This window comes from Cobetia sp. 14N.309.X.WAT.E.A4, from assembly GCF_030397495.1.
Lineage (GTDB): Bacteria > Pseudomonadota > Gammaproteobacteria > Pseudomonadales > Halomonadaceae > Cobetia > Cobetia marina.
The window spans coordinates 250,236-266,469 of the sequence record NZ_JAPNXT010000002.1 but is presented as its reverse complement, the minus strand read 5'-3'; the positions used below and the strand labels follow the sequence as shown (position 1 = coordinate 266,469).

Below are 16,234 nucleotides of genomic sequence, written 5' to 3'. Positions count from 1 at the left end.
TGGCTGACATCGGCGCGATATAACCGCGAGCCACAAAAACTGTTCTTCATAGCGAAAGGTTCTGAAAGGCGGTGTCGCTCATGACGGAAAAACGACAGCCCCGACATCCTATGATGGATGCCGGGGCTGTCGTTTCTGTCTTTCACGCAGGTTCTCTGCTCGGGGAGCGATCCCCTGTGGCTGGCAATGTCACATCACAGCTCGAGGCTTCAGGCTCACCTCAAGAAAGAAGGTGTTTCGCATGCCTTTTCATCTCTACCGGCCACCACACTCACACCTCAAAGGAGGTGTTTCGCATGGTAGGTCAGATGCTCATCGATGAAGCTGGCCATGAAGAAGTAGCTGTGATCATAGCCGGGCTGGCGACGCAGGATCAGCGGGTGGTCCTGCTCGGCGCAGACCGCCTCCAGACGCTCCGGCTTGAGCTGCTCTTCCAGGAACTGGTCATTCTCGCCCTGCTCGACGAACAGCTCCTGACGCGCGGCACCGCTGTTACCCGCCTGCTTGACCAGCTCGCAGGTATCCCACTGCGCCCACTGGGTGCGGTCATCGCCGAGATAGCCGCTGAAGGCCTTCTCGCCCCACGGACAGGCCATCGGATTGGCGATCGGCGCGAAGGCGGAGACCGAGCGATAACGTCCCGGATTCTTCAGCGCGCAGATCAGCGCACCATGGCCGCCCATGGAGTGGCCGGAGATGGACTCGCGTTCGCCATCCACCGGGAAGTGACGCTTGACGAGCGCCGGCAGCTCCTCGGTGACGTAGTCGTACATGCGGTAATGGCGCGCCCACGGCTCGCGGGTGGCATTGACGTAGAAGCCGGCACCGCTGCCGAAGTCATAGCTCTCGTCTTCGCCGGGCAGGTCCACGCCACGCGGGCTGGTGTCCGGGCAGATCAGGGCGATGCCCAGCTCGGCTGCCTTGCGCTGCGCGCCGGCCTTCTGCATGAAGTTCTCGTCAGTGCAGGTCAGCCCCGACAGCCACCACAGCATGGGCACCGGGCCCTGTTCGGCCTGCGGCGGCAGGTAGATGGCGAACACCATGTCGCAATCCAGACTGCCGCTGCGATGACGGTAACGCTTGAGCCAGCCACCATGCACCTTGTTGGCGCTGACCAGCTCGAGTTGTTCGGTCGCGGTCATCATGCTCTCCCTTGTGATATCGCCTCATGAAGACGGCGTCGGCAAGCCGACGCCGTTTCACGCTCCGAGCCCGCCCAGGCATCACGCTTGCCTGCCCGGCCCGGAGGCGTTTCAGCCAAAGATCGCTCGCGGATCAGAAGCTCAGCACGGTACGGATCGACTTGCCTTCATGCAGCAGGTCGAAGGCCTCGTTGATCTTCTCGAACGGCATCTGGTGGGTGACGAAGTCGTCGAGGTTGATCGCGCCATCCATGTAGCGCTCGACGTAGCCCGGAAGCTCGGTACGGCCCTTGACGCCACCGAAGGCGGAGCCTTTCCAGACACGCCCGGTCACCAGCTGGAAGGGGCGGGTGGCGATCTCTTCACCGGCACCGGCGACGCCGATGATGATGGATTCGCCCCAGCCCTTGTGCGCGCACTCGAGCGCGGCACGCATGACCTTGACGTTGCCGATGCACTCGAAGGAGTAATCGACGCCGCCGTCGGTCATGTCGACGATGGCTTCCTGGACCGGCACGGACAGCTTGCTCGGGTTGACGAAGTCGGTGGCGCCGAACTTGCGGGCCAGATCGAACTTGTCCTCATTGATATCGATGGCGATGATGCGCGACGCCTTGGCCATCACCGCGCCCTGGATGGCGGCCAGACCGATGGCGCCGAGACCGAAGATGGCCACGGTGGCACCCGGCTCGACCTTGGCGGTATTCATCACCGCACCGATACCGGTGGTGACGCCACAGCCCAGCAGGCAGATCTTGTCCAGCGGCGCTTCCTTGGACACCTTGGCCAGCGAGACTTCCGGCACCACGGTGTACTCGGAGAAGGTAGACGTGCCCATGTAGTGGTGCAGCATCTTGCCGTCCAGCGAGAAGCGCGAGGTGCCATCCGGCATCAGGCCACGGCCCTGGGTGGCACGCACGGCGCTGCACAGGTTGGTCTTGCCGGAGAGGCAGAACTTGCACTTGCCGCATTCGGCGGTATAGAGCGGGATGACGTGGTCGCCCGGCACCAGACCGGTGACACCCTCGCCCACTTCCTCGACGATACCCGCGCCTTCATGGCCCAGCACGGACGGGAACAGGCCTTCGGGGTCTGCGCCGGACAGGGTGTAGGCATCGGTGTGGCAGACGGCGGTATTGACGATGCGTACCAGCACCTCGCCGGCCTTCGGTCCTTCGACATCGATCTCGACCAGCTCCAGCGGCTTGCCGGCTTCCAGCGCAATCGCAGCACGTGATTTCATTAATATCTCCTCGGAGCAACAATGGCGGTAGACTGATCCGTGGCATTCTCCCGGCGAGCCTGCCGGTGCCCCCTTGCTCACAAGGGGCTCACGCGGGGGGACAGGCAAGGAGCAATGCATTGCCGCAACGCGTGCGGTGCCATCAGTATGCAACACAGTCTACGCAGTGACCTTGGCGGGATTAAGCCGTCAGCACTCAGATGATTATTGTCACTCAACAACAATGATGAGGAGCGGGCATGCAGCGTTGGGACCGCATCGAAGCCTTTGTGGAAGTCGTCAGAATCGGCTCGTTTTCCGGTGCCGCCCGTCATCTCGGGGTCTCCAGCTCACATGTCAGTCGCCTGATCAGCCAGCTGGAAGCCCAGCTTGATACCCAGTTGCTCTATCGCACGACCCGTCAGACGCGTCTCACCGATGCCGGACAGGTGTATTACGAGCACTGCCATCACCTCTTCGATGGCTTCCGCGCCGCCGAACAGGCCATCGGCGACTTCCACGCCCGTCCCAGCGGCGTGCTCAAGCTGACCAGCGCTACCACCTTCGGTGAGCGCTACGTCGCGCCACTGGTCAACGACTTCCAGCTGATGCACCCGCAGCTGGAAGTGCAGATGCATTTCACCAATCGTCCAGTGGAATTGATCGACGAGGGCTTTGACGTCGCCATTCGCATGGGCGTGCTCAAGGACTCCTCGCTGATCGCGCGGCGACTGGTGGACCGCCAGGAGTATGTCGTCGCCTCGCATGACTATTTTCAGCGTGCGCCGCGCCCGCACACGTTGGCGGAGCTCTCCAGCCACCGCTGCCTGGCGGGCTCCAAGCGTGAATGGCTGTTCGAGGTCGAGGGCCAGCGACGCGAGGTGCGCATCTCCGGCAGCTGGCAGGCCAATTCCGGGCCGGCACTGCTGGACGCCACGCTCAAGGGCCTCGGGCTTGCCCAGATTCCCGACTATTACGTCGCGCCTCACCTGGCCAGTGGCCAGCTGATCTCGGTGCTGGATGAGTATCAGGTGCGCGATACCGGGGTGTGGATCGTCTATCCCCGCCACCGCCATCTCTCGCCCAAGGTGCGCCAGTTCGTCGACTTCATGGTCGAGCGCTTCGAGGGCGGCATCCCCGGCCTGGTGGACTGACGGCCAGGGCGCGAAGGCCTCAACCGGCTATCACTTCCCCTTGCCACGACGACAGACGGGCTGCCGATGGGCAGCCCGTCTGTCGTTGCACGTGACGTTGCGTTGCGAGCTATCCGCCAGCGGCATCAGGCACGCTGCGCGCCGCCACCCGGTATCGCCTCCGGCAGATGCACCGGCGGTGCCTTGACCAGCAGCTTGCTGGCCACGAAGTAGACCAGCGCCCCCAGCAGCGAGCCGGTGAACCAGCCGTAGTCGTAGAACCAGGAAAGCCCGGGCTGCGAGAAGCTGATCACCGTCAGCCCCACCGGCACGAAGAAGGCGATGAAGCCCGCTGGATTGAAGGCCGGGTAGGTGCTGCCATCCAGATAGAGCGCCGGCAGATCGAAGGACTGACGACGGATCACGAAGTAGTCGACGATCATGATCCCCGCGATCGGCCCCAGCAGACTCGAATAGCCCAGCAGCCAGTTGGAATAGAGGCTCTCGAGGCTCACGTCGGAGACGATCCAGCCCATCTTCTTGATCAGCTCGAAGCCCATCAGCAGCACCCCGACCAGCCCGGTGAGCAGCACGCCGCGCGTCTGGTTGATGAATTTCGGCGCGATGTTCTGGAAATCATTGGTCGGCGAGACGATGTTGGCGGCGGTGTTGGTGGAGAGCGTCGCGATGATGATCAGCACCATGGCGATGGCGACCCAGCCGGGGCTGTCGATGCGACCGATCAGGTTGACCGGGTCGGAGATGGTCTCCCCCACCAGCGAGCTGGAAGCGGCCGTCAGCACCACGCCGAGCGCCGCGAAGAAGAACATCGTCAGCGGCAGGCCGATGATCTGACCGACGATCTGATCCTTCTGGCTCTTCGCGTAACGGCTGAAGTCAGGAATGTTCAGCGACAGCGTCGCCCAGAAGCCGACCATCGCGGTCAGGCCCGCCATGAAGTAGCTGGCCACGCCATCGCCTTCGGGACGATTGGGCGGCTGGGCCAGCAGTTCGCTGATCGAGGTATGCGGCAGCGCCCACACCATCAGGCCGACCCCCACCGCCAGCAGCAAGGGCGCGGAGAGCGTCTCCAGCCACTTGATGGATTCCGCGCCGCGAATCACCACGAACAGGTTGAGCGCCCAGAACACGAAGAAGCCGATGACCTCGCCCACCCCGCCCAGCGCCTTCCAGTCGGCCGAGAGGCTCGAGAGCAGCAGGTGAATCGCCAGGCCGCCGAACATCGTCTGGATACCGAACCAGCCACAGGCGACCACCGCCCGAATCATGCACGGCACGTTGGAGCCGATGATCCCGAACGATGAACGCAGCACTACCGGAAAGGGAATCCCGAAACGCGTGCCGGGGAAGGCGTTCAGCGTCAGTGGAATCAGTACCACCAGATTGGCGACCAGAATCGTGATCAGCGCCTCGCCGACACTCAATCCGAAGTAGGCAGTGAGCACGCCGCCCAGGGTATAGGTCGGCACGCAGATCGACATGCCGACCCACAGTGCGGCGATGTTCCAGCGCGACCAGGTGCGCTCGGCACTCCTGGTCGGCGCGATATCCTCGTTGTAGCGCGGGCTGCGGGCGACGTCCTGCGCCACCACCAGCTCGATCATTTCCTCATTGCTGCGCACCATGTGCGAGCGAGTCTGTGTCGGGGCCATGAGTCCTCACCTGTTCAGCTGTTGTTATTGTTGAGGGTGATGCATGTCGCTTGTCCTGGCTTTGCGCTCTGTGGCGCGTCTTGCCGTCTTTGAAGATCCGTCCCTTCCTTCACCCTCCTGATTCACTTTTCACCCTGTTTCAGCCAAGGGATGCTCGAATTACCCATCATCATGAAGCGGTACCTTTCATGGGCAAATCGCATGCCGATGGCGGCATTATTGCCGTCAAATCAAACCTGTCACGCAAGACAACTTGAGAGGCAATGGCGCGGGTTTGACCGTCTGATGCCCATCAGGTGGCGACACGCCGTGTTCGCGCCAATTGTCAGTATGGTCAGGTTCCAAGCTGGTGCAAGGCGGTCTTGCACAGGGCCCATACAGACGGTCACAAGCCACTGATGTGCATTGAGTTTTCCTTTTAATATCGCGTGAACCACGCTGATTCTTCTGGCACCACAATGGTGAATTCATGCGAAATCTTGACCGAAAATCCTTTTATAACAACAAGATAAATTCACGATACTTTATTTGACACTTCGTCTTGCCGAACGCGGGAACACTGTCTAATGTTCATTAAGCTGACTGGTGAGACAGGATCTGCATCGGACCTTCCCTGACCCACGATACCTGCCGCGGGCATGCAGACTTTCCGGACAGGCGGAGTGCTTTTCCAGGACCCATTTCGCGCCATCCCGGCTCACCCGCTCTGCCCACCAGCACTCATTGAAGACAACAACAACCGGCGCCAAGCGCCCGATGAGGATGACATGTCGAACGACTCCCGCATCTCCTACCGCGAGGATGCCGGCAAGCTGCGCTGCGCCGTCATCCAGATGGGACTCAACGTCTCCACCGACCTCGAGCCCGCACAGATCCGCGATGCCATGAACGAGGCCCACCTGCCGCTGATCGACCAGGCCGGTGAGGCAGGCGTCAAGATCCTGTGCTTCCAGGAAGTCTTCAATCAGCCCTATTTCTGCCCGAGCCAGGATGCCAAGTGGTATGCCGCCGCCGAGCGCGTGCCCGACGGCCCCACCGTCACCCTGATGCAGCAGTACGCGAAGAAGCATCAGATGGTGATCATCGTGCCCCTCTACGAGGAAGTGCAGCCGGGGGTGTACTACAACACCGCCGCCGTCATCGATGCCGACGGCAGCTATCTGGGCAAGTATCACAAGACCCACATCCCGCAGGTGGCGGGCTTCTGGGAGAAATTCTTCTTCAAGCCCGGCAAGTCCGACTGGCCGGTCTTCGACACCGCCTACGGGCGCATCGGCGTCTACATCTGCTATGACCGCCACTTCCCGGAAGGCTGGCGCGCATTGGCGCTCAACGGCGCCGAGATCATCTTCAATCCCTCCGCCACCGTCGCCGGCCTCTCCCAGTATCTGTGGGAGCTGGAACAGCCCGCCTCCGCCGCCGCCAATGGCTGCTACATCGCCGCCATCAACCGTGTCGGCCATGAACAACCCTGGGATATCGGCGAGTTCTACGGTTCCTCCTACTTCGTGAATCCACGCGGCCAGATCGAAGCCCAGGCCAGTGCCACCGAGGACGAGCTGTTGATCCACGACCTCGACATGTCGATGGTGCGCGAGGTGCGCAACAACTGGCAGTTCTTCCGCGACCGCCGTCCGGACGCCTATACCCGCCTCACCGATGGTGAATGACGGCCAGCACGATAACGACAACGACAACGACAACACGACCTGACACTCAATGCCGGACAAGGCCGCGCGATGCGGCCGGGAGAGATTCATGGCAATCCTGATCAAGGGCGGCAGCATCCAGACCCACGAAGAGCGCTACACCGCCGATGTGCTGTGTGACGGCGAGACCATCACCGCCATCGGCACCGACCTCGAGGTACCGGACGACTGCGAGGTGATCGACGCCAGCGGCTGTCTGGTGATGCCCGGCGGCATCGACCCGCACACCCACATGCAGCTGCCCTTCATGGGCACCGTGGCCAGCGAGGATTTCCAGAGCGGCACCGCCGCGGCGCTGGCCGGCGGTACCACCATGATCATCGATTTCGTGATTCCCTCCCCCCAGCAACCGCTGATGGAGGCCTATCACACCTGGCGCGAGTGGGCCGAGAAGTCGTGCTGCGACTACAGCTTCCACGTCGCCGTCACCTGGTGGGACGAGAGCGTCAGCCAGGACATGCAGACGCTGGTCTCCGATTACGGGGTCAACAGCTTCAAGCACTTCATGGCCTACAAGAACGCCATCATGGCGCCGGACGACACCCTCGTCTCGAGCTTCGCGCGCTGTCTGGAGCTGGGCGCGATTCCCACCGTGCATGCCGAGAACGGCGAGCTGGTCTACCACCTGCAGCAGAAGCTGCTGGCCGATGGCATTACCGGGCCCGAGGCACATCCGCTGTCGCGTCCGCCGCAGGTCGAGGGCGAAGCCGCCAGCCGCGCCATCCGCATCGCCGGCACTCTGGGCACGCCGGTGTATCTGGTGCACGTCTCCACCGCCGATGCGCTGGAGGAAATCCGCTACGCCCGCGAGCACGGCCAGCCGGTCTACGGCGAGGTGCTGGCAGGCCATCTGCTGATCGATGAAGCGGTCTATCAGAACAAGAGCTGGGAATTCGCGGCAGGCCACGTGATGAGCCCGCCGTTCCGCTCGCTGGAGCACCGCCAGGCACTGTGGGGCGGCATCCAATCCGGTGACCTGCAGACCACCGCCACCGATCACTGCTGCTTCTGCGCCGAGCAGAAGGAGATGGGCAAGGACGACTTCTCGAAGATTCCCAACGGCACCGCCGGGGTCGAGGATCGCATGGCGATGCTGTGGCACGAGGGCGTCAACACCGGGCGCTTCTCCGCCGAGGACTTCGTCGGCCTGACCTCCACCAACGCCGCCAAGATCTTCAATCTGTACCCGCGCAAGGGCGCGATCCGGGTCGGCAGCGACGCCGACATCGTGGTCTGGGACCCCAACGCCGAACGCACCATCTCGGCGAAGACTCACCACCAGAACATCGACTTCAACATCTTCGAAGGCCGCACCGTCAAGGGTATCCCGCGTCACACCATCAGCCGCGGCGACTGGGCATGGCGCGATGGCGAGCTGCATGCCAAGCGCGGTCACGGCCAATACGTCGAACGCCCGCCCTACCCCAGTGTCTTCGACCAGCTCAAGGCCCGCGCCGAGAGCAATGTCGTCACCGCCGTGGATCGCAGCTGACGGCCGACGAACGACTCGAACAAGACAAGACCGGCACGACTGAACGACACGACTGAACGACGGCCTGGCAGCGCACCTGACGCGCTGCCGGTCCCGAAGCGCTGCCAATCAAGGCGTTGCCAATCAAGGCGTTGCCAACCAAGCCGCGCAACCTGACTCGCCTGCAAGACCAACAACAACGACCCCGCGCCTGAGCGCGGGCAGGAGCCACACCGTGACGACATCCTCCACTCCTTCCCACTGGGCCCCGTCCGGGCTCGCGGAAGAGGCGCTGAGTGCGCGCTTCACTGATCTGCATCCGGCGCTCACCAAGCGCCAGGCCTTCATCGAGAGTTCGCGTTGCCTGTATTGCTATGACGCGCCCTGCATCAAGGCCTGCCCGACCAGCATCGACATCCCGACCTTCATCCGCCGTATCCACGATGACAATCTCGACGGCGCCGCCAGCGAGATTCTCGATGCCAATATCCTCGGTGGCAGCTGCGCCCGCGTCTGCCCCACCGAGATCCTCTGTGAGCAGTCCTGCGTGCGCAATCAGGGCGATGAGTGCCAGCCGGTGCTGATCGGTCTGCTGCAGCGCCATGCGCTGGACAACGCCCAGTTCGAAGCCCATCCGTTCACGCGGGCAGCCAGCACCGGCCGGCGTATCGCGGTGGTCGGCGCCGGGCCTGCCGGGCTTTCCTGCGCCCATCGCCTGGCGCGTTTCGGCCACGACGTGGTGATCTTCGAGGCCGAGGAAAAGGCCGGTGGCCTGAATGAATACGGCATCGCCCGCTACAAGCTGACCGATGACTTCGCCGCCCGCGAAGTCGAATTCCTGCTCGAGATCGGCGGCATCGAGATCCGCCACGGCCAGCGCCTCGGCGACAACCTGGCGCTGGCCGCCCTGACACGCGAGTTCGACAGCGTCTTCCTGGGCCTGGGCCTTGGCACCAGCCATGCTCTCGGCCTGACCGGCGAGGATGCCAGCGGCCTGATGGCGGCCACCGACTTCATCAAGGTGCTGCGTCAGAGCGGCGAACTGAACGCGCTGGCAGTGCCGAGGCACGCGGTGGTGATCGGCGCCGGCAACACCGCCATCGACATCGCCGTGCAGGCCAAACGCTTGGGCGCGCAGACGGTGGACCTGGTCTATCGGCGTGGCGAGGAGCAGATGTCCGCCACCCATCACGAGCAGGAAATCGCGCGGGCCAATGGCGTGATGATCCACACCTGGGCGCGTCCGCTGGCCATCGATGTGGCAAGCGACAGTGAGGATGGTGGTGACGCCGCGCTCAATGCGATGCAGTTCGCGCGCACACGGGTCGAGGATGGCCGACTCGTCGATACCGGCGAGACCTTCACGCTGGCCTGCGATGGGGTCTTCACCGCCATCGGTCAGGGCTTCGATGACGCGAGCCTGAGCGATGCGCATGCCGCGGGGCTGGCCCGCGAGGGGGCGAAGATAGAGGTGGACGAGATGCTGCGCACCAGTCTGCCGGGCGTCTATGCCGGCGGTGACTGCATCGCTCGCGGACAGGATCTCACCGTTCAAGCCGTCGCCCACGGCAAGCTGGCCGCCGAGGCCATCCATCACGATCTGATGCTCAAGGTGGAGGCCGCCTGATGACCATTCATACCCCGCTCAATGATGACAACGCGCGTCCGGCAGGCGCTGGCTCAAGTGCTGGAGCAAGTGGCGATCACGTCGCCAGCTACAAGGCCGATCTGTCGGTCAACTTCGCCGGCATCCGTGCCCCCAACCCCTTCTGGCTGGCCAGCGCCCCGCCCACCGACAAGGCCTACAACGTGGTACGCGCCTTCGAGGCCGGCTGGGGTGGCGTGGTCTGGAAGACGTTGGGGGAAGACCCGGCGGCAGTGAACGTCTCCTCGCGCTATTCGGCGCACTATGGCCCGAATGGCGAGGTCAGCGGCTTCAACAACATCGAGCTGATCACCGACCGCTCGCTGGAGATCAACCTGCGCGAGATCACCCAGGTCAAGAAGGACTGGCCGGACCGCGCGCTGATCGTCTCGCTGATGGTGCCGTGCGAGGAAGAGGCCTGGAAGACCATCCTGCCGCAGGTCGAGGCTACCGGCTGTGACGGCATCGAGCTCAACTTCGGCTGCCCCCATGGCATGCCGGAACGCGGCATGGGCGCGGCGGTGGGCCAGGTGCCGGAGTATGTCGAGCAGGTCACGCGCTGGTGCAAGACCTACAGCTCGCTGCCGGTGATCGTCAAGCTGACCCCCAACATCACCGACGTGCGCGAACCGGCCAAGGCGGCCTGGCGTGGCGGCGCAGATGCCGTCTCGCTGATCAACACCATCAACTCCATCACCCATCTGGACCTCGACCGCATGGTCGCGCATCCCATCGTCGGCGACCGCAGCACCCATGGCGGCTACTGCGGCAGCGCCGTGAAGCCCATCGCGCTGAACATGGTGGCCGAGATCGCGCGCACGCCGGAAACCGCCAACCTGCCGATCTCGGGTATCGGCGGCATCTCCAACTGGGAAGATGCCGCCGAATTCATCGCCCTCGGCGCGGGCAGCGTGCAGGTGTGCACCGCGGCGATGCTGCACGGCTTCCGTATCGTCGAGGAGATGAAGGACGGCCTGGGGCGTTGGATGGACAGCAAGGGCTATCAGCGGATCGAGGAGTTCTCCCGCGCGGCGGTGCCCAACACCACCGACTGGAAGCAGCTGGACATGAACTACCAGGTGATCGCGCGGATCGACCAGGACAAGTGCATCGGCTGCGGACGCTGCTACATCGCCTGCGAGGACACCTCGCACCAGGCCATCCTGCATCTGGCCAGGGACAACGGCACCGCCCGCTATGAGGTGAAGGACGCCGACTGCGTGGGCTGCAACCTGTGCGAGATCACCTGCCCGGTCGAGGACTGCATCACCATGGAAGTGCAGGACACCGGCAAGCCGTACATGAACTGGATGGAGGACCCGCGCAACCCGCATCGCGCGGCGTGACCCTGACGTTGCGGACAAGATCTGGATGATCCGCACAGATTCCAGCGCATGACGCCACGTTCAGTGGCGTGAAAACAGAAAGGGGCTGCCAGCAATGGCAGCCCCTTTTCAATGGTCTCATGATCCATCAATGATGATCATTGTTAGCCTTAGGGTAATATAATAATGACATCACCTGATGGCTCAGGCGGACAAGCCAACGCCCTTCAGCAGCACCCGCGTGACGTTCTGCACCGCCTGCTCGAATTCGCGATCACTCAGCGCCTTGCCCTGATTGAGCACCGCGATCTGGTGGTCGAAGTCGGCGTAGTGCTGGGTGCTGGCCCAGATCATGTACAGGTAGGCGGAAGCATCGACGTTGTCGATGCGCCCCTCACTGATCCACTGGCGCAGGCGTGACTTCTTCATCTCGGCCCACTCGTCGAGCCACACCGTCAGCTCCTCGCCCAGCACCGGCGCGCCCTGCATGATCTCGCTGGCCCATACCTTGGAGCCATACGGACGCTGGCGCGAGTGCATCATCTTGGCGCGAATGTAGGTGGAGAGCACCAGCTGCGGGTCGTCATAGGCTTCGAAGCACAGCGCATCTTCCTTCCACAGCGCCAGCAGACCATCGAGGACCGCGCGATACAGCGCTTCCTTGGTGCTGAAGTAGTAATGCAGATTGGACTTGGGCAGCTCTACCTCGGCGGCAATATCGACCATGCTGGCGCCGACATAGCCCTTGAGAGCGAAGATCTTTTCGGCGGCGAGCAGGATGCGGCCGACATTATCCTTGCGAATCTGAGACTTGCGAGTGGTCATGCGATCCCCTGACGCGGTGCTGGCAGTGGGATGAGAATATCATAACCGCACTGCCAACATGCCTGAGCCGACAGGTTTCGCGCTCGCGGGCGTCTCTTCTCTACCCCCTCGCCTCTAGCCTCTCGCCTCTTGACTCGCTTCCCACTGCTCATCCCTCGGCTTGTCGCCTCACGCTTCAGCGCGCGCCAGCGGTGTCATTCGAAGACCGCCCCATCGATGAAGCCATCCGCCGGCATCGGCACCTGCCCTGCCTCGCCGCTCAGCCACCAGGGCGCCGGATGCGTGCCTTCACTGCGCTCATCCGCCACCGGCACCACCATGCCCAGCTTGCGGGCTGCGCTGCGGTAGAGGTCCGGGCGTACGCAGCGTGCCAGGGTCGCTTCGAGGTCATTGTCGCTGACTCCCTCGAGATGCCCCCAGCGCTGCATCTGGGCGGCATACCAGCGGGTCTGCGAGCGCCACGGGAAGTTGGCCGCGTAGCGATGGAAGATGGTCCAGCCGGGATTTTCCCGCTGGAACGCCTCCCCCGACTGCTCGACATCCACGTCGCGCAGTCCACGCGCCACCACCGAAAGCGGCACTTCCTGCATGCCTTCATCATGCAGCCACTGCGCGGCCTGCTCACGGTTGCCCGGGCGGTCCAGCCAGGCACAGGCCTTGAGCAGCGCGCGAATCAGCGCCTGATGCGCCAGCGGGTGCTGCTCCGCCCAGTCCTCGCGCACGCCCAGCACCTTTTCCTGTCCGAAGCGCCAGATATCATGACTGCCCGCCACCACCTGCCCCATGCCCTGCACGGCGGCCAGACTGTTCCAGGGCTCTCCGACACAGAAGCCGTCCAGCGCGCCACTTGCCAGCTGGGCGGCCATCAACGGCGGGGCCACCGCACGCATCTCGATGTCGCGATTCGGGTCGATCCCGCCGGCCGCCAGCCAGTAACGCAGCAGATAGCGGTGCGAGGAGAAGGGATGCACGCTGGCAAGCTTGAGCGCCGCCTCCCCACGCTCGCGGCGCGCCTGCACGTGCGCCGCCAGCGCCCGAGACACCGCCAGCGGAGAGCCCAGGTCATGCCCCTCCTCGGCCAGCGCCGCCATCAGGGCCCGCGACAGGGTGATGGAGTTGCCGCCCAGATTGAGCGTCATCGCGCTGATCACCGGTGTGGCGCGGCCATCCAGCCCCAGGGTCGAGGTCAGCGGCATCAGCGCCAGCATCTGCGCGCCCTGCAACACGCCGGTCTGCAGGTCATCGCGCAGTGCCGCCCACGACGGCTGCCACTTGAGCGTCACGGCCAGCCCCTCCTCACGGAAGAACCCCTGACGCTCCGCCACCACCAGAGGTGCCGCGTCATTGAGCGGCATCAACCCCAGCGTCAACTGATGGCCATTGAGAAGAGAATCACTGAGCATCACATCCACCTTTTGAACGATCGAAAGAGAAGGACATCACGAGACTCGGCTCAGTGCCGACGCGACGCCTTGAGCAGCTCATCGGCCAGCTCGTGCAATGCCAGACGCCGATTCATCGCGGTCTTGCGCAGGTATTGGTAGGCCGCATCCTCCCCCAAACCGCGACTCTCCATCACCAGCGCCTTGGCGCGATCCACGCTGCGCCGCTGTATCAGAGTGGTCTGGGTGCGATTGAGCTCGCCCTTGAGCGCACGGTGAGCCTCGAAGCTGGTGATGGCCACCTCGACCATGCTGCGCACCATCGCCGGCATGACGTGATCCACCACGTAGGCGGACACGCCGGCGCCAGCCGCCTGGCGCACCAGGTCCGGCGCGTCCTCACTGGCCAGCATGATCATCGGCTTGGGATAGTGACGCCCCAGCTGGCCGAGGTGCTCGAGGGTGTCACGGCTGGGCAGGTCGGCGTCGATGATCACGGCATCCGGCTGATGGTGCTGCACCAGCGCATGCAGGTCCTCGTGTTCATCGACCCGCAGCGCCACCTCGAAGCCGGCGCTCAACAGCGCCTGCTCCAGAGCGGCGGAACGCTCGCTGCGCACATCGACGATCAACACGGTCACGGGCATATCAGGCTTCCTTGGCAGTGTGTCAGGCGGTGGTGCCGGGGTGTCAGGCGACGCCTCGAGCGATCAGGCACCGACGTCCGAGATCAAGGACGACGGCGTCTCCGCAAGCGGGAGTCAGGATGGCGTCACGCCTCTGACACTGCAGGATTCATGCCACAAACTGGTGCAGCGCTGGCCAGAAAGGCCTTCCGCAGTGCGCAAGGGCGCGCCCGGCTGCACAGCAATGATGCATGGCGTGATCTGGCGATCTCTCGCCCGCCACGTGCGCCAGACTGGATCATCCTCACCCCGCCGCGCACCGCCACTGGGCATCGCCCTGCTTACTCCCCACTGCTGTCTTGCCCGACATGATGATTCCAAGCCCTTGATATGACGGGGGTTGGACGCACAACACCCCCGCAAGTGGCGCGCTACTTGCTTTGAGTCAGGCAATGGCAGACAAGCGTGCCATGCATCATCCATGACGTGGACCAGGCTCCCGGGAGTACGAGTGCGTCGAACCAGGCCCCTCAATGACGAGGCGCCCCGCTGTCGTTCACAGCTGTTCGACCACCCGTCGTGCGCCGAGACCCTGGCGTCCGGCACCGACGCTGTACCAGGAGCCCACTCATGGATATTCGCAACAAGGCCAGCCGTATCCGGCTGTTCAGCTTCAATACCCCGCAGATGCGCGCCTTCCACATGTCGTGGTTCGCCTTCCACGTCTGCTTCTTCGGCTGGTTTGGCATCGCGCCCTTGATGGCCGTGGTGCGCGATGACCTCGGCCTGACCAAGACCCAGATCGGCAACACCATCATCGCCTCCGTCGCCATCACGGTGATCGTGCGACTTGCCATCGGCGTGCTGTGTGATCGCATCGGGCCACGCAAGGCCTACACCTGGCTGCTGTGCCTCGGCTCTCTGCCGGTGATGTGCATCGGCTTCGCCGACAGCTTCGAATCCTTCTTCCTCGCCCGTCTGGCCATCGGTGCCATCGGCGCGTCCTTCGTCATCACCCAGTACCATACCTCCGTGATGTTCGGCCCCAACGTGGTCGGCACCGCCAATGCCACCACCGCCGGCTGGGGCAACCTGGGCGGCGGCACCACCCAGATGCTGATGCCGCTGGTGATGGCCGGCCTTCTGATGCTGGGCGTCGAGCAGACCCTGGGCTGGCGTCTGGCGATGGTCGTGCCGGGCATCGTGCTGTTCCTCACCGGGATCGCCTACTACTTCTTCACCCAGGATGCGCCGGACGGCAACTTCAGCGAGCTGCGTGAGCGTGGTGAGCTGCCCAAGGCCGAGAAGGAATACAGCATGCGCGCCACTTTCGGCGCGGCGGCACGCGACATCCGTGTCTGGGCCCTGTTCCTCGTCTACGGCGCCTGCTTCGGGGTCGAGCTGACCATCAACAACGTCGCCGCCATCTACTTCTTCGATCACTTCGACCTCGATCTCGCCACCGCCGGCCTCATCGCGGGCCTGTTCGGCCTGATGAACCTGTTCGCGCGCACCCTGGGCGGCGTCTTCTCCGACCTGTTCGCCCGTCAGTCCGGCCTCAAGGGTCGCGTGCGCTGGCTGTTCATCGCGCTGCTGTGTGAAGGCGTGGCGCTGGTCGGCTTCGCCCAGATGGAAACCCTCGCGGTGGCCATCGGCATCATGCTGGTGTTCAGCCTGTTCGTGCAGATGGCGGAAGGCGCCACCTTCGGGATCGTGCCCTTCGTCAATCGCAAGGCACTGGGCGCGGTGGCCGGTATCGTCGGCGCGGGTGGCAACGCGGGGGCTGTCGCCGCGGGTTTCCTGTTCCGCAGTGAAGAACTGACCTACCAGGAAGGCCTGATGTATCTGGGCATGGGCGTGATCGTGATCTCGCTGTTCGCCCTGCTGGTGCGCTTCAGCGCCGCCACCGAGGCCGAGGAAGGCCGCGCCTATGAAGCCGCCGTCGCGGAACGCAAGCAGCAGAGCGACCAGCAGCCCGTGTCTGTCTGAGCCTGTCTCTTCCTGAGACTTTCTCAAACCTCTGACACATGCAGCCCTGATATACGGAGCCCTGTTACACGGAGCCCTGACATGCAAAGGCC

The 16,234-nt window shown here is 63.8% G+C and carries 12 protein-coding genes; 6 read left to right on the top strand and 6 right to left on the bottom strand.

All coding sequences use genetic code 11. The annotated features are described in order from the left end of the window. Nucleotides 1-278 precede the first annotated feature (278 nt). Both fghA and OW493_RS04520 read right to left on the bottom strand, forming a co-directional pair. Nucleotides 279-1,142, bottom strand: a complete 864-nt coding sequence (gene fghA, locus OW493_RS04525; RefSeq protein WP_084209355.1) for an S-formylglutathione hydrolase — start codon at nt 1,140-1,142, stop codon at nt 279-281. A gap of 133 nt (nt 1,143-1,275) precedes the next feature. Beyond that, the gene (locus OW493_RS04520) at nt 1,276-2,385 is read right to left on the bottom strand and encodes an S-(hydroxymethyl)glutathione dehydrogenase/class III alcohol dehydrogenase (RefSeq protein ID WP_077379043.1); all 1,110 of its coding nucleotides are present in this window, start codon (nt 2,383-2,385) and stop codon (nt 1,276-1,278) included. A gap of 239 nt (nt 2,386-2,624) precedes the next feature. Here OW493_RS04520 and OW493_RS04515 point away from each other — a divergent pair, with 239 nt between their 5' ends. Further along, entirely contained in the window at nt 2,625-3,518 is an 894-nt protein-coding gene (locus tag OW493_RS04515) for a LysR family transcriptional regulator (RefSeq protein WP_289863375.1), read from the top strand. A 125-nt stretch (nt 3,519-3,643) separates the two neighbouring features. Here OW493_RS04515 and OW493_RS04510 read toward each other — a convergent pair whose 3' ends face one another. Continuing rightward, nucleotides 3,644-5,122 (bottom strand): NCS1 family nucleobase:cation symporter-1, encoded by a 1,479-nt coding sequence (locus tag OW493_RS04510; RefSeq protein ID WP_289863466.1) that lies wholly within the window; start codon nt 5,120-5,122, stop codon nt 3,644-3,646. 815 nt (nt 5,123-5,937) lie between these two features. Here OW493_RS04510 and OW493_RS04505 point away from each other — a divergent pair. The 4 genes from OW493_RS04505 to preA all read left to right on the top strand — a co-directional run bounded on the left by OW493_RS04505 (nt 5,938) and on the right by preA (nt 11,341). Next, the gene (locus OW493_RS04505; protein ID WP_084209357.1) at nt 5,938-6,840 is read left to right on the top strand and encodes a nitrilase-related carbon-nitrogen hydrolase; all 903 of its coding nucleotides are present in this window, start codon (nt 5,938-5,940) and stop codon (nt 6,838-6,840) included. 88 nt (nt 6,841-6,928) lie between these two features. After that, nucleotides 6,929-8,371, top strand: a complete 1,443-nt coding sequence (hydA, locus tag OW493_RS04500) for a dihydropyrimidinase (RefSeq protein ID WP_077379037.1) — start codon at nt 6,929-6,931, stop codon at nt 8,369-8,371. A gap of 214 nt (nt 8,372-8,585) precedes the next feature. Next, nucleotides 8,586-9,977: an NAD(P)-dependent oxidoreductase gene (locus OW493_RS04495; RefSeq protein ID WP_289863374.1), complete on the top strand. Its 1,392-nt coding sequence runs from the start codon at nt 8,586-8,588 to the stop codon at nt 9,975-9,977. Further along, nucleotides 9,977-11,341 carry an NAD-dependent dihydropyrimidine dehydrogenase subunit PreA gene (gene preA / locus OW493_RS04490; protein ID WP_176493663.1) on the top strand — a complete coding sequence of 455 codons (1,365 nt, stop codon included), beginning with the start codon at nt 9,977-9,979 and terminating at the stop codon, nt 11,339-11,341. Before OW493_RS04495 ends, preA begins: the two co-directional genes overlap by 1 nt. Before the next feature lie 183 nt (nt 11,342-11,524). Here preA and OW493_RS04485 read toward each other — a convergent pair whose 3' ends face one another. The 3 genes from OW493_RS04485 to OW493_RS04475 all read right to left on the bottom strand — a co-directional run bounded on the left by OW493_RS04485 (nt 11,525) and on the right by OW493_RS04475 (nt 14,174). Further along, nucleotides 11,525-12,145 (bottom strand): TetR/AcrR family transcriptional regulator, encoded by a 621-nt coding sequence (locus OW493_RS04485; protein ID WP_077379030.1) that lies wholly within the window; start codon nt 12,143-12,145, stop codon nt 11,525-11,527. 194 nt (nt 12,146-12,339) lie between these two features. Beyond that, complete coding sequence (locus OW493_RS04480; RefSeq protein ID WP_289863373.1) at nt 12,340-13,548, bottom strand: CmpA/NrtA family ABC transporter substrate-binding protein; 1,209 nt, start codon at nt 13,546-13,548, stop codon at nt 12,340-12,342. A gap of 50 nt (nt 13,549-13,598) precedes the next feature. Further along, nucleotides 13,599-14,174 (bottom strand): ANTAR domain-containing protein, encoded by a 576-nt coding sequence (locus OW493_RS04475; RefSeq protein WP_077379026.1) that lies wholly within the window; start codon nt 14,172-14,174, stop codon nt 13,599-13,601. Nucleotides 14,175-14,783: 609 nt separating this feature from the next. Between OW493_RS04475 and OW493_RS04470 the strand changes: the two genes are divergently transcribed. Beyond that, entirely contained in the window at nt 14,784-16,142 is a 1,359-nt protein-coding gene (locus OW493_RS04470; protein WP_077379024.1) for a NarK family nitrate/nitrite MFS transporter, read from the top strand. The last annotated feature ends 92 nt before the right edge of the window (nt 16,143-16,234 follow it).